We start from the raw sequence: 18,635 nt of genomic DNA, 5'->3' as shown, positions 1-18,635 counted from the left end.
TCTTAATTGGGCTTGCGGATCGCCAACACGAACGGTCCGATGCTGGAGACCTCGAAGCGGGGGTCGTCGAACAACGCCTCGTCCAGGGCGACGTGATAGCGGCGCACGTTGGGCTGGTTCGGATAGACGTCGGAGGCCAACCGCAACGTGTAGGTGTCGTCGGCGCCGCGGCGCATCAGGAACACCGTCGGCGGCTCCCACGGCAGGCTGTCGAGCGCCTCGATGAACTGGTCGGCGTCGGTCAGCGTGGCCCAGCTCTCGACGGCTTCGGCGCGCTTCTCGAACTGCGCCAGTGGATTGGCGTAATGCGAGGTCAATCCCTGGAAGCCGTAGTAGGGGTAGTAGGACAGGAAGCTGTAGTCGGCGGTCAGCACGACGGTCTCGTCACGGGGACGACCGGTCACCTCGGTGATCCTGTCGTCGATCTCGCGGTAGTAGCGCTCCGCGCCGGGCGGACGCCGGTCGGCCCGCTGACCGTAGCCGTCGGTGTCGGTATAGGCGACGATGATGTCGGACCGCAGCACGTCGGGGATGTCCTGGCTGTAGGTGACGGCGCCGATGGCGCCCAGCGTTGCCGCCGCCGCGACGACGCGCCGCGCGTTCTCGGGCCGCGCCCGCGCCGCGACCGCACGGGTGACCTCGATGAAGCCGAAGGCCCCTGCCGCGGTCAGCAGCACGGTCAGCGTCGGATTCAGACGGAACGACAACAGCGTGGTGCCCACCAGCGTGGTCAGCATCGACAGCAGCGACCAGGCGTAGACGGCGAGCACCGCGATCGCCAGAGCGCCGGCCCGGGTCGAGGAACGCGCACGCCAGACCAGCCACAGCGTGCCGAGCATGCACAGCGCTCCCAGCAGGGTGAAGTGCAGCATCGGGAACTCCAGCTGCGCGCCGTCGGTCGGCAGATAGTGCTGCGCGGTTCCGGAGTCGGCGGGCTCGCCGGAGATTGCCGCGAGCAGGTACGGCGCCCAGCCGATCAGCGCGATGGCGCCCGAGATGACCGCGATGACCACCAGCCGCAGCAGCGGTTCGATGCGTCTGCGCGCGACGGCCAGCAGCACTCCCATGATCGCCAACGTGAATGCGGCGTAGGCGAACAGCAGCGTGTAGAACAGCGCGGCGCCGCCGAGGAAGAGGCCGGTGCCGATGACGGCGGGCCAGCCGGCTCGCGTCCTCCCGCCCGCCACTCCATGCGAGTCGGCCCCGCGCAGACCCGACCACGCGAGCACGAACACCGGCGGCAGCAGCACGCAGATGATGGCGGCGTACGGCTCGGCCGGAGAGTATGCGAGCGTGGCCGCGGCGGTGGCGGTGGTCACGATGAGCGCATACTCGAAGCGAATCATCGCCGCCCACAACACGAACGCGACCGCGATCGCGGCGGTGATCGACATGATCGCCCAGGGCTTGAACATCTCCCACGCCGGAGTTCCGGTCAGCGCGGCAAGGCGGCCGCCGATCCAGAACCAGCCCGGTGGATAGAACGGCGGCAGACCCATGTAGGTCATATCGCGCAGTGCGGCGCTGTCCGCGAGACGGGTGAGGTACTCGGTGCGGAACTGCTGATCGACCGAGATGCCGTACAGGTAGAGCCTCGTCGCACCGAGCGGCATCGCGAGCGTCACCACCGAGAACGCTGACAGGAACAGCGTTGCCGCGGCCTTCGCGAGCAGTCGTCGGCCGCGCCGCCAGGCCCACCCGCTCGCCAACAGCCCGGCCAGACAGGCGAACTGGCCCACCGTGGTCAGCGCGTGCAGCTGATTGGACGAGTTGTAGGCGGGCCACTCCACCCGCGCGATCGCGGCCAGCGAGACCACCGCGACGACGATCGCCACCGCGGCGGCCGCCACCATCTGGCCGGCGACCTTGATCGGCAGGGCCCGCGCGCCGCCGCGCATCAGATGGGTAGCTTGCGGAAGATCGGCCGCGGGATGTGGCGCAACACCATCATCACGTACCGGAACGCTCCCGGCGCCCATACCAGTTCCTTGCCTTTGGCTGCCGCCGTGACGGCCAGTTCGGCGACGTCTTCCTTGTCGACGGTGAACGGCGCTTCCTTCGCGCCGGTGGTCTTCCAATGCTCGATGGTGGTCGTGGTGCGCACCTGACCGGGCCGAATCACCAGCACCCGAACTCCGTGCTCCCGCAACGCCTCTCCGAGGCCGAGGTAGAAGCCGTCCAGGCCGGCCTTGGTCGACCCGTACACGAAGTTGGACCGCCGCACCCGCTCACCGGCCGCCGAGCTCATCGCGATGATCTGCCCGAAGCCCTGGGCGCGCATCTTCTCGCCGATCAGCACCCCGACCGAAACCGCTGCGGTGTAGTTGATCTGGGCGACCTGCACGGCTTTGGGCTGGTTCTGCCACAGCTCCTCGGCGTCTCCGAGCAGCCCGAAGGCGACGATAGCGACATCTACATCACCGTCGCTCCACGCCCTATCGATCACGGCGCCGTGACCGGCGGTGTCGGTGCCGTCGAAGTCGATCCATTCGACGGACTTGGCCCCCGCGGCCGTCATCGCGGCGATCGCCTCGTCCTTGCGCGGATGATTCGGCAAGTCCGCAAGGATGATGCGGGCATGCGCGTTGCGCAGGTAGCGTTCGCAGATCGCCAGCCCGATCTCCGATGTCCCGCCGAGCAGCAGGATGGTCTGGGGGTTACCTACAGCGTCGAGAACCATTTACAGGAGCTCCAAGCGTCGTGCCATGTCGGATGCGAAGACGCCGTTGGGGTCGGCCTTGCGGCGCACGGCGATCCACTCGTCGATCCTCGGATACATCTTGTGGAAACGCTCCGCGCTGACCCGGGAGTCCTTCGCGGTGTAGACCCGGCCGCCGAACTCCATGACCCGCTCGTCGAGCTCGTTGAGGAATTCGTTGATACCGGGCTTGTTCGGGAAGTCCATCGCCACGTTCCATCCCGCCATCGGGAAGCTCAGTGGCGCGCGGTTACCGGGTCCGAACAGTTTGAATACGTTCAGCGCCGAGTAATGTCCGCGAGTCTGGATCCAGCGGATGATGGCCTTGAACTCCTCGAGCGCATCGGGCGGAACCAAGAACTGGTGCTGCGCGAAACCCGCTGGGCCGTAGGCGTTGTTCCATCCGCTGACCAGATCCAGCATGTGGTAGAACTGCGACAAGTTCATGATCTTGCCGGTGTAGGTGCCGCCGAGCCGGTAGTACACCTCGCCGATCGCCATGAACGAGAGTTTGTTCATGGCGCTGACGGGAAAAATGTCAGGAACCGAAAGCAGTTGCGGCGCATCGAACTTCAGCGGATCCCTGGCCAGCTTCGGGGGTAGCTGATCGAGCGTCGCGAGGCTGCCGCGGCTGATCGCGGCCCTCCCGAGTTTCGGCGGCGGGCTGATCAGGTCGAACCATGCGCTGGAGTAGGTGTAGCGGTCCTCGCTGCCGTCGAGGTGCACGGCAACGGTCTCATCCAAATCGCTGGTGGACACACCGTCGGCGATGAAGTACGCGGTTTCCGTGCGCGTCATCGCGATTCGGGCGCGCACCACGATCCCGGTGAGGCCGTTACCGCCGACCGTCGCCCAGAACAGTTCGGCGTCCGGCCCGTCGGGGGTGAGGGTACGAACCTCGCCGTCGGCCATCAGCAGGTCCATCGAGAGCACGTGATTGCCGAAGCTGCCTGCGCTGTGGTGGTTCTTGCCGTGGATGTCGGAGGCGATCGCCCCGCCGACGGTGACCTGTCGGGTGCCCGGCAGCACCGGTACCCACAGCCCGAACGGCAGCGCGGCCTTCATCAGCCGGTCGAGGCTGACGCCCGCATCGACGTCGGCCACGGCCGTGTCGGCGCTGATCGAATGGATCTTGTGCAGCGCGGTCATGTCCACGACCAGGCCACCGCCGTTGCATGCCTGATCGCCGTAGGAGCGGCCCAGTCCGCGGGCGAGGACGCCCCGGTGCAGGAACGACGGGCTGGATGCGCTGCGGTCGGCAGCCTCGCGGACCGCAGCGGCGATCACGTCGACGTCCGGCGTGCTCAGCACGTGAGCGACCGATGGTGCCGTGCGGCCGAAGCCGGTCAGGGCACGCGAGGTCGTCGGCAAGTTCTCGGACATCGTGACGAGGGTACCGTGCGGGCAGCCGGCGCCATGACCGCTGGATATCGCGCGGCCGGCAGTGGTGTAGCGTCAGCGCAGCCGGAAGATGACCGCACGCTGGACGACGAAATTGATCACCGTCGCCGTGCCCTGGGCGATGACGAACGCGACCGGCACCCGCCACGGTTTGTCGTCCCACGCCACGTACAGCACGTAGTTGATGCCGACCTGCGCGGCGTAGGTCACCGCGTAGAGCGCACACACCGCGATGAACCGCGCGGTGCTCGGCGGCGCCTGAAAGGTCCACCGGCGGTTGATCAGATACGCCGTGGTGGTGCCCGCGATGAAGCTGAGCGTCTTGGCCACGTTGACGTGCAGACCGGCGGCAAGCAGGGCGACGTACAGGCCGAAGTCGACGATCGCCGAGAAACCACCGGTGACGATGAACCGCCAGATCTGGGTGCCTAGGCTCAGGGTCGGCTGCATCGGGGGCTCGGCCACCCGGGCAGCTTACGCGGGATGTGTAGCCGTCAGGTCGCTAGGTTTCAGGTGTGCAGACCCGGTCCGGTGCGGAGATCGTCGTCGACGGTGACGTCGTCTACAAGCTGCACCGGCCGGGTACCAACCCGCGAGTGTTGACGATCCGGCTGGGCATCGCTGCGAGCTCGGATTGCCTGCTCTCGCCGCTGTCGACGGTTCCCGAGCCGGTCGCAACGCGGTGGTGCACCCGGTGGCCGCGCGTGGAAACCGTTGCACCGCAGCCAGAGTCGGTGCCGTGGTCGGAAGCCGGACAGCTGCTGGCCCGGTTGCACCGGGAACCACGGCCGCCCCGACTACCTGCGCATGGCTGGCCGCAACGGCTGCGGCGGGCGGTCGACGTGCTGCGCTGCGACGGCGATCCGAGAGTGCGACGGGCGGCGGCCGACCTACCTGACGCGGTGTGGCGACCCGGCTCACCGGACCGTCCGCACGCGTTGGTGCACGGCGACTGGCATCTCGGCCAACTCGGACGCTCGCACGCAGCCTCGCCGTGGGTCCTGCTCGATGTCGACGACCTGGGTATCGGAGATCCGGCGTGGGATCTGGCTCGACCGGCCGGATTCTGGGCGGCCGGGCTGATCCCGGACGCCGACTGGCGGAGCTTCGTCGACGCCTACCGCGACGCCGGCGGTCCCGCCCTGCCCGACGGAGACCCGTGGCCGGTGCTCGACCCGTTCGCGCGCGCGGCAGTCGTTCAGGCGGCGGCGCACAACCCCGACGACGAACTGTTGGTGGCGGCCTGCGCGCGGATGGGTTAGCTAGAGAAGAACAGCCGGCCGAACCCCTGCTTGCGGTAGTACTTGTTGCCGCGATGGCCCCAACCCGGACCGTATCCGTATCCCGGCTGGGCAGGCGGCGGAGGCGGCGCGGCCTGCACGAACCGGTTCTCCATCTGAGTCAGCGACTCGAGCTCGCCGAAGTCGAGGAAGATGCCGCGACAGGTGTCGCACTGCTCCAAGTGGATGCCGTTGCGTTCGTAGGTCCGCATCGAGCCTGCGCACTTCGGGCAGGTCAGCGTGCCCGTCGGTGCGGACGGCGTGGACGACGGCGGCTGATATGGCGGGATGCTCATATCCGCATAACGGCCGCAAGCGGCGCCTGAGTTCCGCCGCGAGGAAGCTACACCCAGTAGGCGACACGGCCGCGGTACTGCCGCATCGCGAACGCCGCGAAGGTCCAGCCGAGCACGGTCAGCACGATCACCACCACCCAGTGGCGCAGTTCCTGGTCGGCGCCGAGCAGCGGGGCCCGCACGATGTCGAGATAGTGCAGCAGCGGATTGAGCTCGACGATCTTGGTGTATTGCTCGGCGCCCTGCTGTCGCAGGGTGGACTCGTTCCAGATGATCGGGGTCATGAAGAACAACAGCTGCACCAGGCTGACCAGCAGCGGGCTGATGTCGCGGTAGCGGGTGGCCAGGATGCCGAAGCACAACGCCACCCAGATGCAGTTGAGCACGATCAGGCCCAGCGCCGGGATGACCGCCAGGTCCGTCCACTTCCACGGCTTGGGATAGATCATCGCGATGATCACGAAGATGATCATGTTGTGGGCGAACAGGATCATCTGTCGCCACACCAGCCGGTAGACGTGCACCGACAGCGGTGTCGGCAACTGTTTGATCAGACCCTCGTTGGCCACGAACACGTCGGCGCCCTCCAGGATCGACGCGTTGATCAGGTTCCACACGATCAGGCCGAGGGTGACGTACGGAAGATGTTCGGACAGCTCGAGTTTGAACAGCTTCGAGTAGAGCAGGCCCATCGCGACCGCGGTGGCGCCGGTGGCGATCGTGATCCAGAACGGGCCGAGGACCGAGCGGCGGTAGCGCTGTTTGATGTCCTGCCAGCCGAGGTGCAACCACAGTTCGTGCTTGCCGAAGCCGGCGACCAGGTCGCCCCAGGCCCGGCGCATGGTCTTCGACTGTGCAGCGGCGTCGGTGAACGTCACGGCTGAAGCCTCCCGAACCTCTCCTTGCGGCCCATGCGCCGCAACCGGATCCACTCCATCAGTCCGGCGGGGTCGCGGCGCGACACCAGGAAGAACCAACCGAAGCGCGCCCACTCCTGCAACTGAAGTCGACGCAGCCCGGGCTGAGACAACAGATATCCGCGGTTGCGGTAGGTGTAGAAGCGCTTGGTAGCGCTTTCAGGAAACTGCGTGTGCATCCTGCCGCCGAGGATCGGTTTGAACTCGTCACCGCCCTGCGGATGCAGGTACACCGCGTCGAGGCAGGTGCCGAACGGTAGCCCGGAGCGCACCAGCCTGCGGTGTATTTCGGTCTCGTCGCCGCGCACGAACAGGCGCAGGTCGGGCACGCCGGTCGCCTCGAGTGTCGTTGCGGCGAACAGCGCGCCGTTGAACAGTGATGCGATGCCGGGCAACAGTCCCCCGCAAGCGGGAGGTGCCCCCACTTCACCGGATTCGGTGCGCAACTCGTCGACGCGGCGACGCCACACCAGTCCGCGACGCAGGGGAAAGGCCAGCCGCCCGGGATCGTCCATATCGCAGACCATCGGCGACACCTCGGCAAGTCCGTGGCGGACGGCGCATTCGATCAGCCTGCCCAGCACCTCCGAGTCGGCTGCGTGGCCGTCGTCGTCGGCCAGCCACACCCAGTCCGCGCCGAGCGCCAGAGCATGCAGCATGCCCAACGCGAAACCGCCTGCGCCGCCCAGGTTTCGGCGTGATCCGAGGTAGGTGGTGGGGATGGGTTGTCCGGCAACCAGTTCGGCGACCCGCGGATCGTCGTCGTTGTCGATGACGATCAGGTGGTCGGGCGCGCGGGTCTGGGCCGACACCGACTCCAGTGACGTCGCCAGCTCGTCGGGACGACGGTGGGTGACCACCACCGCGCAGATGACGGGGCTGGTTGGCTCCTCGGGCAAGCCCTCGTCAGCCGTCATCCCTGGCGCGTCTCTTCGAGCACTTCCCGGACATGCCGGGCGGCGTCCTCGCCCTCATAGGCACGCACGACGTCCTCGATGCCGCCCGTCATCTTGATCGTCCCGTGATCGATCCACATCGCGGTGTTGCACAGCCGGGCCAGAAACTCGTTGGAGTGGCTGGCGAACACCAGAATTCCGGAGCGCGCGACAAGTTCGGCCAACCGGGTCTGCGCCTTCTTCAGAAACTCGGCGTCCACCGCGCCGATGCCCTCATCGAGCAGCAGGATCTCGGGGTCGATGCTGGTCACCACGCCCATCGCCAGGCGCACGCGCATACCGGTGGAATAAGTGCGCAACGGCATCGACAGGTAGTCCCCGAGCTCGGTGAACTCGGCGATCTCGTCGATCTTGGCCATCATCTGCTTGCGCGTCTGCCCCAAAAACAGGCCGCGGATGATGATGTTCTCGAAGCCGGAGATCTCCGGGTCCATCCCGACGCCGAGGTCGAACACCGGCGCCACCCGGCCGCTCACGGTCGCCACCCCCCGGGTGGGCTCGTAGATACCCGACAGCAGGCGCAGCAGCGTCGACTTGCCCGCGCCGTTGTGCCCCACCAGACCCACCCGGTCGCCGAGTTCCAGCGACATGGTGATGTCGCGTAGTGCCTCGATGACCACGACGTTGGAGTCGTTGCGGCCGATCGCGCCGCCGGCCTTACCGAGGAACGCCTTCTTCAGCGAGCGCGACTTCGCATCGAAGATCGGGAACTCCACCCACGCGTTGCGGGTCTCGATATGTGGGACCAACACATACCCCTACAGGTACTGCCCGGTCCCCGGATGCGACGGACCGCCCCCGCGCACCGCCATTCCGGGTGGCAGCGCACCTTGGCCCCGCATCTGCTCCAGCTGCTGGCGCGCGGCCATCTGCTGGGCGAACAGCGCGGTCTGGATGCCGTGGAACAGGCCTTCCAGCCAGCCCACCAGCTGGGCCTGCGCGATGCGCAGCTCGGCGTCCGAGGGCACGGCCTCTTCGGTGAACGGCAGCGTCAGGCGCTCGAGCTCGTCCCGCAGCTCGGGGGCCAGGCCGTCTTCGAGTTCGGTGATGCTCGTGCGGTGGATCTCCCGGAGCCGGTTGCGGCTGGCCTCGTCGAGCGGAGCTGCGCGCACCTCCTCGAGGAGCTGCTTGATCATGGTGCCGATCCGCATCACCTTCGCCGGTTGCTCGACGAGGTCGGTCAGCGACCTGCCGTCCTTTTCCTCGTCGGTCTCGGCTCCGCTGTCGGCTCCGCTGATGATTTCGATGTTGTCGTCGTCGGTCATACTCCCTGCGTTCCCTCTAATCTCCACGGCATTCGTCGCGCAAGCCTCGCGATGCCCTCGACCGCGAACCATCTAGCGACATTAGTCGGGTCGTGGGCGGGACGGTCCTCACGCTGCGCACATGCGAACTCCGGTCGGTGACCGCAAACCGGTCGCTCGATTGCCTTCGGCGGTCGAGCAAACCACTTCATCAGCGGCCACCAGAGTGAATACTCATGGAAGTTAACTTGACACCGCCTTCTGGCGGGGTCGCGGACGTGACCAGCAACGACAACGGGTTTAGCACTCCGAACGCCAAGGTCACTGGACTAGTATGGCTGCCCAGCAGACCCAGTCCGACATGGCGGGTCGGGCCGAGTATCGGCCAGAATCGTGTGGGTTCGCGAACTCACGGACGCTCGAAGGTGGGCTGGCATGGCATACGACGTCGCCCGGGTGCGCGGTTTGCACCCCTCTCTGGGCGACGGGTGGGTGCGGTTCGACGCCCAGCACGGCATGTTGTTGCCCGACACCGTCGGCCGGGCGGTCTCCACGGCATTCCGCGGGTCGATGGCCACCCCGGTCGGTCCGCACCCGTCGGCGCAGCGCAGCGCCGCAGTGCTGGAGGCCGCCCGGCTGGCCGTGGCCGATCTGGTCAACGCCGATCCCCGTGGTGTGGTCCTGGGCGCCGACCGGGCAATCCTGCTGACCTCGCTGGCGGACGCGTCGTCGTCGCGTGTCGGCCTCGGCTACGAAGTGGTGGTCACCCGTCTGGATGACGAGGCGAACATCGCGCCATGGCTGCGCGCCGCGAATCGCTATGGCGCCAAGGTGAAGTGGGCCGAGGTCGACATCGAGACGGGCGAACTGCCCAGCTGGCAGTGGGAGAGCCTGGTCACCAAGCCGACCCGCTTGGTCGCAATCACCTCTGCCTCATCGACTTTGGGCACCGTGACCGACCTGCGCGCGGTGACGAAACTGGCACACGATCAGGGTGCACTGGTGGTCGTCGACCACTCCGCGGCCGCGCCCTACCAGTTGATCGACGTTGACGAGATCGACGCCGACGTGGTGGCGGTCAACGCGCTGGCGTGGGGTGGTCCGCCCATCGGAGCCCTGATCTTTCGCGATCCCTCGCTCATCGACTCCTTCGGTTCGGTATCGCTGGACCCGAACGCAAGCGGAGCGGCGCGGCTCGAAGTCGGCGCGCACCAGTTCGGTCTGCTGGCCGGAGTGGTGGCCAGCATCGAGTACCTTGCCTCCCTGGACGAGAACGCGCGCGGTACGCGCCGCGAACGCCTCGCGATCTCGATGCACTCCGCGAACGCCTATATGAGCCGGCTTTTCGACTATCTGCTGATCTCGCTGCGATCGCTGTCGACGGTGATGGTCATCGGTGCGCCCGAATCGCGCATCCCCGTGCTTAGTTTCGCTGTCAACGGCGTGCCCGCAGAGCGGGTGGTTCAGCGCTTGGCCGACAACGGCATCCTGGCGATATCGAATGCGAGTTCGCGCGTGCTGGACCTGATCGGCGTCAACGACATCGGCGGCGCGGTGACGGTGGGACTGGCGCACTACACCACCACCGCCGAGGTCGATCAGCTGGTGCGCGCGCTCGCCTCGCTGGGCTGACGGCCGCGCTAATCCGCAACGCGCAGAAGCACTTTCCCCGACACCTCACCCGACTGCAGCAGCTCGTGCGCCGCCCCGGCCGCCTGCACCGGATATTCGGCGCCGATGATCGGACCCACCTCACCGCGCTCGATCATCGGCCACACGTTGGCCACCACCTCGGCGACGACGTCGCTCTTGCTTCCCTTGCCGCTGACCGGGCGCGCGCGAAGAGCGGTGGCGATGACGCCCGCGCGCTTGCCGAGCAGCTTGCCGATGTTGAGTTCGGCTTTCACGCCACCCTGCATTCCGATGATCACCAGCCGCCCGTCGTTGGCGAGCGCATCGATGTTGCGGTCGAGGTAGGCCGCGCCCATGATGTCGAGGATTACGTCGGCGCCCCCCTCGGCCCTGACGCGTTGGACGAAGTCCTCGTCGCGGTAGTTGATCGTCACTTCGGCCCCGAGTTCGGCGCACAGGTCCAGCTTGTGGGCCGACCCGGCGGTCACCGCCACGCGGCATCCGAGCGCGCGGCCGACCTGGACCGCGTGGGTGCCGATGCCGCTGGCTCCCCCGTGGATGAGGACGAGCTGGCCCGCCGTCATGCCCGCGGTCATCACCAGGTTCGACCACACAGTGCAGGCCACCTCGGGTAAACCGGCGGCCTCGTGCAGTGACACGGAGGCCGGAACCGCCATCACCTGCCCGGCCGGCACGGCCACATACTCGGCATAGCCCCCGCCCGCCAGCAACGCGCAGACCTGTTGACCGACCGCCCAATCGGAGGCCTGGTCGCCGACCGCCTCGACCGTTCCGGAGACTTCGAGGCCGAGAATTTCGCTGGCGCCCGGCGGCGGCGGGTATTTGCCCACGGCCTGCAAAAGGTCGGCCCGATTGATGCCTGCAGAGGCGACCTTGATCAGAATTTCGCCCTCGTTCGGCGCGATGTCGGGAACCTCTTGCCAGGTCAATCGGCCTTCCGGGCCGGCCAGGATTGCATGCATCCGGATAACGCTACTAGCCTGCGCCGACAGTCTCACGAATTGGTCGCCAGCAATGTAATGGCCGTTTACTATGGCCGCATGGAGGGGATTATTGCGGGTCGTACCGCGGGGGATATGCCGGGGCTGGACATCGCGGAGCAGCGGTCCTGGCAAAACTTTTTGGATGCCGCGCTCCGGCTGTATGCGACCTTGAATCGGTCGCTGGTGGATAAGCATCATCTGACGCTCAACGACGTCAGGTTGCTCGACATCCTGGACAAGTCACCGACGGGATCGGCCCGCATGGGCGATCTCGCCGAGGGCTTGATGTCGTTGCCGAGCCGGGTCACCCGGCAGATCCGTCGCCTGGAGATGCAGGGCCTGGTGCGTCGCGGGGCCAGTCCCGACGACGGCCGTGGCGTGCTCGCCAGCATCACCGACGACGGGCGGACCGCGGTACGCGACGCGATGGTCACCTACGGCGAGAGCGTGCGGGCGCACTTTCTCGACCGGCTGTCGCGGCCCCAGGTCGCGGCGATCGGTGAGAACTGCAGGCGGATCAGCGTCGGTCTCAAGAGCGGGTCGATGAACGCCAAGCTCGGCCGCGTCTGAGGGGATTCCCCGTCGCGACGGTGTGAGCCGCCCCGTACTCTTGTCGGCGGTGGCGTGGCAGAGCGGCCTAATGCACTCGCCTTGAAAGCGAGAGACGGCTAACACCGTCCGGGGGTTCAAATCCCTCCGCCACCGCTCACGACATGCGGTGCGCGATGCGCGCCAACACCCGCACGCCCGAATCGATCTGGGACTCAGTGAGGTTGGCATAGCCGAGCAGCAGTCCCGGTGGCGCCGATGCGGGGTCGGCGTAGCACGGTGCAAGCGGCTCGACCCGCACGCGTTGTTCGGCGGCCAGCCGTACGAGGTCGTCGGTCGGGAATCCGTCGGGGAAGCGCACCGTCAGGTGGACACCGGCCGCGGCGCCGAGGACGGTCGCTTGCGGCAGGTGCCGGCCCAGTGCCCCCAGCAGGGCATTGCGGCGGGTCAGGTATCGGCGGCGCATCTGGCGCAGATGCCTGTCGTATCCGCCCGATCTCAGCAACTGAGCGAACGCCAACTGATCCATCACCGAACTCCCGGTGTCGGCAAGACCTTTGGCCACTTTGACCGCGCCTACGAGATGTGCGGGCAGCACCATCCAGCCGATGCGAAGCCCGGGCGCCAGGGTCTTGCTGGTCGAGCCGACGTAGACGACGCGGTCGGGTGCGATTCCCTGCAACGCGCCGACGGGTGCACGGTCGTAGCGGTATTCGGCGTCGTAGTCGTCCTCGATCACCAGATGGCCGGCTCGAACCCAGTCCATCAGCTCGGTTCGCCGCGCGGCCGACAGCACGACCCCGGTCGGAGACTGGTGCGCGGGGGTGGCCAGCACTGCGTCGGCACCGCTGGCCGCCAGCGCGCCGACATCGAGCCCGTCTTCGTCGACCGGAACAGGTACCGGTTCGATTCCATTGTCGTGCAGCACCATTCGATGCAGCCAGAATCCCGGGTCCTCCATGGCCAGTGAGGATGTCGGCAGTGACCGGGCGAGCAACGCGATGGCCTGTGTCGCTCCGGAGCACAGCACGATGCGTTGCGGTTCGGCGAGCACACCGCGGACGCGTCGCAGATAGTCGGCCACCGCGACGCGCGTCGTGAACAGCCCCTGAGGCGCCACGTAACCGAACGCATCCGGGCCGATCTCGGCCAGGCCCTGCTTCAGTGCCCGCAGCCAGGCGTCGCGAGGGAAGCTGTGCAGATCCGGCGACCCCGGCAGGAAGTCGACGTCGTAGCGAGCCGTCGGCCCGGCCTCACCGCGGGAGGGCCGGTCGATGGTGTCGACCGTGGCGACCACGGTGCCCGACCCGTGCCTGCTGTGCAGGAACCCTTCGGCGACGAGTTGACTGTAGGCATCGACCACGAGCCGGCGGGACACTCCCAGGTCGGCGGCGAGCAGGCGACTGGACGGCAGGCGGGTGCCCGGTGCGAGGCGCCCCGTCCGGATGGCTGTTCGCAGCCCGTCAGCCAGTTGGCGGTGCAGCGGATCGGTGACGTCGCGGTCGAGTTCCAGCAGCAGCTCCGGACCCGAAGTGGTACCCGATTTCGCTGTCAAAGTGGTGCCTATCTTGAGGCCAGTGGCGAACTAGCGTGACCGTATGACATCGACACCGACGCGCACAAGGGCCGGATTCGTCGAGGTGACGCTCATCGTGTTCGGGCTCTACGCGTTGTCCGTGGGGCTGTTCATGATGTTCGCCCCCGGCGCGTTCTTCGAGACGCTAGGCAACTTCGGCACGCGCAATGACCACTTCATCTTCGACGTCGCCACGTTCGAAGTGCCGCAGGGGCTCATGCTTCTCGCCGCGGTGCGGTGGACGCGGTGGCGCACTCCGGCACTGGCATTCGCGACGCTGCACTGGGCGCTGCACTCACTCAGCCACATCATCGACCCGCACCACGGTGCGGGTGACTGGATCGGGTGGCTGGAGGCGGGCGGTTTGGTGTTCACCACCGTGATCCTGGCGATCGCATTGCGTGCCAGCGTTTTTGCCGATAGGAGGCCATGATGCGAGTACTGGTTGCCGGCGCGACGAGCGTGCCCGGCGTCCCGCTGCTGCGTGAACTCGGCGCCCGAGGCCACGAGGTCGTCGGGCTGACGCGATCACCGAACAAGACGGGCGCGATCACGGCTGCGGGCGCCAAACCCGTGGTCGCCGATGTGTTCGACGTCGACGATATCGACAAGGCGGTCACCGATATCGGTCCGGAGGTGGTGGTTTCGCTGTTGACCACGCTGCCGAAGCGGGGACCGATGCGGGTCAGCGACTTTGAGCCCGCGAGAAAACTGTGGGGGACCGGTGCGCCGAACCTGCTGGCCGCGGCGCAGCGGGCCGGTGTCCGACGCGTCGTCGCCGAATCCGTGATGTTCGCCTACGGCTATGCGACCACCGGTCCGGTGCTGATGGACGAGAGCGAGCCCTACCCCGGCCCGGCTCCGCGGGGCGGAGAGGCGATGCTGGCCGCGCTGCGCGGGATGGAGCAGAAGGTCCTGGCCTCCGGCGAACACAGTGACACCGAGGGAATCGTGCTGCGCTATGGCGCTTTTTACGGGCCGGGTGTGCCACACGACGAGTTGTTCGCCCGGATGGCTAGATGGCGACTGGCGCTGGACATGGGTGGTAACGGCATCGTGTCCTGGATCCACATCGACGACGTCGCGAGGGCCACTGCGGCCGCGCTCGACCGCGGACGGGGCGGCGAGATCTACAACATCGTCGACGACCGGCCGCAGTCGTTCAACGGCTACATCCGGGAGCTGGGCGAGAAGCTCGGGCGGCCTCGACAGCTGCGGATCCCGCGTGCGGCGGTCAAACTCGCCGCGCCCTACGGCGTCACCGCGTTCGGAGACACCTGGCTTCCGCTGTCCAACGCCAAGGCCAAGACCGAACTCGGTTGGACGCCGGTTCCCCGCCGCTGACTTCTCGGCTCTTACTCACCCGTACCCGAGCGCGGCGTTCTCGGCCCGGATGCGGACGTTGAGCACCAGGGCGTTGGCGGCGGTGAAAATGACCGCGGTCAGCCACGCCGAGTGGACCAGCGGCAGCGCCGCGACCTCGACCACCACCGCGGTGTAGTTCGGGTGGTGCAGCCACCGATACGGGCCGCGGTGCACGAGCGGCGCTCCCGGGATCACGATGAGCCGCGGGTTCCACCGCTTGCCCAAAGTCGCCACGCACCACCACCGCAGCACGGTGCTCGCGCACACGACGGCCACCATCGGCCAGCCGAGAAGGGGGATGAACGGTCTGTGCAGGACCGCCACCTCGGCGATACACGACGCCAGCAGCAGCGTGTGCATACCGACCATCACGGGGTAGTGGCCCTGCCCGAATTCTTTGCCGCCGTTGGCAAGAGACCACCGCGTGTTACGCCGTGACACCACCAACTCGACGAGTCGTTCAAGTCCGACTGCGAGGATGAACAGGTAGTACGCCATGTCGGGTCATCACCACTTCAGCAGGAGCAGCTCGAAGCTGAAGCCCGGCCCCATCGCCAGCAGTACGCCGAACGATCCTGGGGCAGGTGGCGACGTGAGCGTGCGGTGCAGTACATCGAGCACCGACGCGGACGAGAAGTTCCCGTTCTCCCGCATCGAGTTTCGGCTGTGGAAGTTGGCTTCCGGCGCCAGGCCGAGCGCGGTGTCGATCGCGTCGAGCACCTTAGGCCCGCCAGGGTGACAGATCCACGTGGAGATGTCCGCCACCGTGAGCCCGTGGTCGCCGAGGAACGCGGTGACCTCTTCCTCGAGGTAATTCGCGGCCATGTGGGGGACCTCGCGAGACATCACCAGCCCGAAGCCGTCCGAGGTGACGTTCCACCCCATGACGTCGACCGTGTCCGGAAACAGCCGGCTCCTGGTCGCGAGCAGCACGGGCGCGTGCGCGATCGTCGGAGGAATGCGGTCGGCGCCCGAGACCACGACCGCCGCGGCGCCGTCGCCGAACAGGCAGGCACCGATCAGGGCGGGGATCGACGTGTCGTTGCGTTGCAACGTGAGTGAGCACAGTTCGACGGACAGCAGGACCGCCACGTCGGAGGGGAAGCCCCTCAGGTAGTCGTGCACGCGTGACATGCCTGCTGCGCCTGCGACACAACCCAATCCGAACAGCGGTATCCGTTTGGCATCTGGTCGCAGCCCGATCCGCGATGCCACCCGCGCGTCGATCGTGGGCACGGCGACGCCGGTGCTCGACACGAACACGATGGCGTCGACTTCGTCCGGTGCGACGTGTGCCGCCTCGAGCGCGGACCGCACGGCCCGCCCGCCAAGGTCGACGGCCACCTCGATGTAAGCGTTGTTCGCCTCGGTGAAGCCCGACAACTTCGGATAGCGAGACAACGGAAGCGAGAGACTGCGACTCTGCACACCACTGCTCTGGGCGAACCGGAGGAACTCCGGGCCGCCAACACTGGTGAGCATCGAAGCGACGTCGGCCTGTTCGTAGCGATTCGAGGTGAATGCCACCGCTGTGCCCCCGATACGGGGTGCACCGATTTGTTGAACCGCGTCGCTGTCAAGCGACGCGAAGTGAGTTGTATCAGTCATGTAGTGCTGAACGCTGCTGCGGGCAGGGTCGTTGCCCGAGGTGACGCATCGCACAGCAAGCTGTGCTGAAATCCCTTGCAGCCGAAGGGATTCTGTACGCCTACTTCCTGACGAAGAGCCGGGAAGTCGATGGGAATTTGCTGGGAGTCAACGCTATTCGCCGGTGAACTTCGGCGGCCGCTTCTCGAACATCGCGGTCACCGCTTCGCCGAGATCCTTCGACGGCAGGAACGCTGAATTCCACGCTGCCACATAGCGTAAGCTCTCCGACACCCGGGCGATGCGCTGCTGATCGAGCACATCCTTGATGCCGTGCACCGTCAGCGGTGGATTGGCGGCGATCTCGGCCGCGGTGGCGTGCGCCGCCGCAAGCGAGGCGTCGGCGTCGTTATACACGTCGTTGACCAGACCGATCTTCTCGGCCCGGGCGGCGTCGATGTCCTTACCGGTCAGGGTCAGTTCGCGCAGGTGCCCGTCGGACAGGATCAGCGGCAGGCGGGCCAGCGAGCCCACGTCGGCGACGATCGCCAGCTTCACCTCGCGCACGGAGAACTTCGCGTCGGCGCTGGCGTAGCGGATATCCACGGCGCTGATCAGGTCCACGCCGCCGCCGATGCACCAGCCGTGCACCGAGGCGATGGTGGGGGTGCGGCAGTCGGCGACCGCGTTGATCGCGCCCTGCATCTTCGTCAGCGTGGTGTGGAATCCGAGGCGGCTCTTGGCGCCGGCATCGCGGCCTGGCATGGTGGCGCCCATCGCGGCCAGGTCGAGCCCGTAGCTGAAGTTGCGGCCCGAGCCGGTCAGCACGATCGCGCGCACCTCCGGATCGGCGTCGAGCGTGCCGAACACCTCGGGCAGCTCGGCCCAGAACGCCGGGCCCATGGCGTTGCCCTTCCCGGGCCCGATCAGCGTCACCCGCGCGACGTGATCGGAGATGTCAACAGCGACGGATTCGTAGGTCTCGCCCATGGGGGAACACGCTAGTTGGCTACGGCACCGGTCAGGGCGGCGGCTTGCCCAGGAGTACCTCGTTCACGGTGGCGCTGGGCAGGAACTGGCAGGCGGCGTCGACCAGCATCTGGCCGATGCCCTCCCCGTCGGGACCGAGCGGGTTGCCCTCCTGGTTGAGGATCTCGCGTATCACCGCGACCTGGGTCGCCTCGTCGAGCCCGTTGTACTCCGAGCACTGCATGGACAAGGCGTTCGGCGGCGCGGGAACGACCGGGACGTCGGTGTTGCGCGTGGGCAGCGGAATGTCGGGAAGCCCGATGTCGGGCAGCCCCGGAATCGACGGCGACGTCGGCCGCGCCGGAGAGGTCAACGGCGGCCCCGGCTCGGTGGTCATCGCGACGGAGCCCTCCGTGGTGCGCTGGCATCCCGTCGCGACCCCAACGAGAACCAGCGCCACTGCCGCCACTCGTACGTGCGTTTTCATCACGGCAACGATATGCCCATCGGCGACGTAGCGTGGCGTCATGCCCGACGACTTGCGTGCCGGACCCGAATCGCCGCCGACCGACGAACTGCGCAGCGCGGAGAAGTCGTTCGCCGTGTTGCAGCACGTGCTGCACGGCATCGCCGACGACGATCTGCACAAGCAGACGCCGTGCCGGGAGTTCGACGTCGCGGCACTGACCGACCACCTGCTGAATTCCATCACCATGCTCGGCGCCATGGCGGGTGCGGAGTTCACCGAACGCGCCCGCGACGCGCCGATCGAGCAGCAGGTGGTGTTCGCGGCGCGCTCAGCGTTAGACGCCTGGCGACGTCGGGGGCTGGACGGCACCGTGGACTTCGGCGGGAACAACGTGCCGGCCCGCATGATGGTCGGGGTGCTGTCGATCGAGTTTCTGGTGCACGCGTGGGATTACGCGGCAGCGGTCGGACGCGACGTCAGCCCGCCTGAGTCGTTGTCCGATTACGTGCTGGGGCTGGCGCGCAAGATCATCACGCCGGAGGGTCGCGTCAACGCCGGTTTCGACGACCCGATCGACGTCCCCGCCGACGCCGGGGCGCTGACCCGGTTGCTTGCCTATACCGGTCGGCAGCCCTAGCGCCGAGACTGCCTTCAGGGCTGTAGTTTCCCGCACAACCGTCAGTGCAATCTCG

Annotated in this window: 21 protein-coding genes and 1 tRNA gene; 7 read left to right on the top strand and 15 right to left on the bottom strand. The window is 67.2% G+C overall.

Translation table 11 applies throughout. From position 1 onward, the window contains the following. Positions 1–2: 2 nt before the first annotated feature. The 4 genes from AAHH99_RS02835 to AAHH99_RS02820 all read right to left on the bottom strand — a co-directional run bounded on the left by AAHH99_RS02835 (position 3) and on the right by AAHH99_RS02820 (position 4,549). Positions 3–1,898, bottom strand: coding sequence for a galactan 5-O-arabinofuranosyltransferase (locus tag AAHH99_RS02835; RefSeq protein WP_418767301.1), 1,896 nt, complete (start codon positions 1,896–1,898; stop codon positions 3–5). Beyond that, positions 1,898–2,680, bottom strand: coding sequence for a decaprenylphospho-beta-D-erythro-pentofuranosid-2-ulose 2-reductase (locus AAHH99_RS02830; protein ID WP_418767300.1), 783 nt, complete (start codon positions 2,678–2,680; stop codon positions 1,898–1,900). The genes AAHH99_RS02835 and AAHH99_RS02830 overlap by 1 nt, the downstream gene beginning before the upstream one ends. Then, positions 2,681–4,081: an FAD-binding protein gene (locus AAHH99_RS02825; RefSeq protein WP_418767299.1), complete on the bottom strand. Its 1,401-nt coding sequence runs from the start codon at positions 4,079–4,081 to the stop codon at positions 2,681–2,683. Between the two features lie 72 nt (positions 4,082–4,153). Next, complete coding sequence (locus AAHH99_RS02820) at positions 4,154–4,549, bottom strand: GtrA family protein (protein ID WP_066847148.1); 396 nt, start codon at positions 4,547–4,549, stop codon at positions 4,154–4,156. A gap of 65 nt (positions 4,550–4,614) precedes the next feature. Here AAHH99_RS02820 and AAHH99_RS02815 point away from each other — a divergent pair, with 65 nt between their 5' ends. After that, on the top strand, positions 4,615–5,361 hold the full coding sequence (locus AAHH99_RS02815; RefSeq protein WP_418767298.1) for a phosphotransferase family protein: 747 nt from the start codon (positions 4,615–4,617) through the stop codon (positions 5,359–5,361). Here the strand turns inward: AAHH99_RS02815 and AAHH99_RS02810 are convergent. The 5 genes from AAHH99_RS02810 to AAHH99_RS02790 are packed head-to-tail and all read right to left on the bottom strand — an operon-like array spanning position 5,358 to position 8,813. Continuing rightward, positions 5,358–5,675 (bottom strand): zf-TFIIB domain-containing protein, encoded by a 318-nt coding sequence (locus tag AAHH99_RS02810; protein WP_064394864.1) that lies wholly within the window; start codon positions 5,673–5,675, stop codon positions 5,358–5,360. The two genes, AAHH99_RS02815 and AAHH99_RS02810, sit on opposite strands and share 4 nt — an antisense overlap. A gap of 47 nt (positions 5,676–5,722) precedes the next feature. Then, entirely contained in the window at positions 5,723–6,553 is an 831-nt protein-coding gene (locus AAHH99_RS02805) for an ABC transporter permease (RefSeq protein ID WP_418767297.1), read from the bottom strand. Next, on the bottom strand, positions 6,550–7,509 hold the full coding sequence (locus AAHH99_RS02800) for a glycosyltransferase (protein WP_418767296.1): 960 nt from the start codon (positions 7,507–7,509) through the stop codon (positions 6,550–6,552). The genes AAHH99_RS02805 and AAHH99_RS02800 overlap by 4 nt, the downstream gene beginning before the upstream one ends. Then, positions 7,506–8,300 (bottom strand): ABC transporter ATP-binding protein, encoded by a 795-nt coding sequence (locus tag AAHH99_RS02795; protein WP_418767295.1) that lies wholly within the window; start codon positions 8,298–8,300, stop codon positions 7,506–7,508. The genes AAHH99_RS02800 and AAHH99_RS02795 overlap by 4 nt, the downstream gene beginning before the upstream one ends. A gap of 6 nt (positions 8,301–8,306) precedes the next feature. Beyond that, the gene (locus tag AAHH99_RS02790) at positions 8,307–8,813 is read right to left on the bottom strand and encodes a bacterial proteasome activator family protein (RefSeq protein ID WP_418767294.1); all 507 of its coding nucleotides are present in this window, start codon (positions 8,811–8,813) and stop codon (positions 8,307–8,309) included. Positions 8,814–9,227: 414 nt separating this feature from the next. Between AAHH99_RS02790 and AAHH99_RS02785 the strand changes: the two genes are divergently transcribed. Further along, positions 9,228–10,424: a cysteine desulfurase-like protein gene (locus AAHH99_RS02785; RefSeq protein ID WP_418767293.1), complete on the top strand. Its 1,197-nt coding sequence runs from the start codon at positions 9,228–9,230 to the stop codon at positions 10,422–10,424. 8 nt (positions 10,425–10,432) lie between these two features. Here the strand turns inward: AAHH99_RS02785 and AAHH99_RS02780 are convergent, their stop codons facing one another. After that, the gene (locus AAHH99_RS02780; protein WP_418767292.1) at positions 10,433–11,407 is read right to left on the bottom strand and encodes an NAD(P)H-quinone oxidoreductase; all 975 of its coding nucleotides are present in this window, start codon (positions 11,405–11,407) and stop codon (positions 10,433–10,435) included. A 78-nt stretch (positions 11,408–11,485) separates the two neighbouring features. Between AAHH99_RS02780 and AAHH99_RS02775 the strand changes: the two genes are divergently transcribed. Together AAHH99_RS02775 and AAHH99_RS02770 are read left to right on the top strand one after the other, a co-directional pair. Next, positions 11,486–11,998: a MarR family winged helix-turn-helix transcriptional regulator gene (locus tag AAHH99_RS02775; protein WP_418767291.1), complete on the top strand. Its 513-nt coding sequence runs from the start codon at positions 11,486–11,488 to the stop codon at positions 11,996–11,998. Between the two features lie 48 nt (positions 11,999–12,046). Then, positions 12,047–12,133 (top strand) — tRNA-Ser (locus AAHH99_RS02770). A gap of 1 nt (position 12,134) precedes the next feature. Here AAHH99_RS02770 and AAHH99_RS02765 read toward each other — a convergent pair. Beyond that, entirely contained in the window at positions 12,135–13,532 is a 1,398-nt protein-coding gene (locus tag AAHH99_RS02765) for a PLP-dependent aminotransferase family protein (protein ID WP_418767290.1), read from the bottom strand. A gap of 43 nt (positions 13,533–13,575) precedes the next feature. Here AAHH99_RS02765 and AAHH99_RS02760 point away from each other — a divergent pair, with 43 nt between their 5' ends. Then, a complete protein-coding gene (locus tag AAHH99_RS02760; RefSeq protein ID WP_418767289.1) occupies positions 13,576–13,986 on the top strand; it encodes a hypothetical protein in 411 nt (136 codons plus the stop codon). After that, entirely contained in the window at positions 13,986–14,897 is a 912-nt protein-coding gene (locus AAHH99_RS02755; RefSeq protein WP_418767288.1) for an NAD-dependent epimerase/dehydratase family protein, read from the top strand. The genes AAHH99_RS02760 and AAHH99_RS02755 overlap by 1 nt, the downstream gene beginning before the upstream one ends. 15 nt (positions 14,898–14,912) lie before the next feature. On the opposite strand, the gene AAHH99_RS02750 is transcribed toward AAHH99_RS02755, so the two are convergent. The 4 genes from AAHH99_RS02750 to AAHH99_RS02735 all read right to left on the bottom strand — a co-directional run bounded on the left by AAHH99_RS02750 (position 14,913) and on the right by AAHH99_RS02735 (position 17,961). Beyond that, the gene (locus AAHH99_RS02750) at positions 14,913–15,416 is read right to left on the bottom strand and encodes an isoprenylcysteine carboxyl methyltransferase family protein (protein WP_418767287.1); all 504 of its coding nucleotides are present in this window, start codon (positions 15,414–15,416) and stop codon (positions 14,913–14,915) included. A 9-nt stretch (positions 15,417–15,425) separates the two neighbouring features. Then, a complete protein-coding gene (locus tag AAHH99_RS02745; RefSeq protein ID WP_418767286.1) occupies positions 15,426–16,526 on the bottom strand; it encodes a type III polyketide synthase in 1,101 nt (366 codons plus the stop codon). 153 nt (positions 16,527–16,679) lie between these two features. Then, positions 16,680–17,495, bottom strand: a complete 816-nt coding sequence (locus AAHH99_RS02740) for a crotonase/enoyl-CoA hydratase family protein (RefSeq protein WP_418767285.1) — start codon at positions 17,493–17,495, stop codon at positions 16,680–16,682. A 31-nt stretch (positions 17,496–17,526) separates the two neighbouring features. Further along, positions 17,527–17,961, bottom strand: a complete 435-nt coding sequence (locus AAHH99_RS02735; protein ID WP_064394903.1) for a hypothetical protein — start codon at positions 17,959–17,961, stop codon at positions 17,527–17,529. Between the two features lie 40 nt (positions 17,962–18,001). Here AAHH99_RS02735 and AAHH99_RS02730 point away from each other — a divergent pair, with 40 nt between their 5' ends. Next, positions 18,002–18,580 (top strand): TIGR03086 family metal-binding protein, encoded by a 579-nt coding sequence (locus tag AAHH99_RS02730; RefSeq protein ID WP_418767284.1) that lies wholly within the window; start codon positions 18,002–18,004, stop codon positions 18,578–18,580. Positions 18,581–18,635: the final 55 nt, after the last annotated feature.

Source organism: Mycobacterium neumannii, assembly GCF_048452905.1.
Classification (GTDB): domain Bacteria; phylum Actinomycetota; class Actinomycetes; order Mycobacteriales; family Mycobacteriaceae; genus Mycobacterium; species Mycobacterium neumannii_B.
The sequence above is the reverse complement of the archived record's forward strand: the minus strand, read 5'-3'. Positions and strand labels throughout refer to the sequence as shown.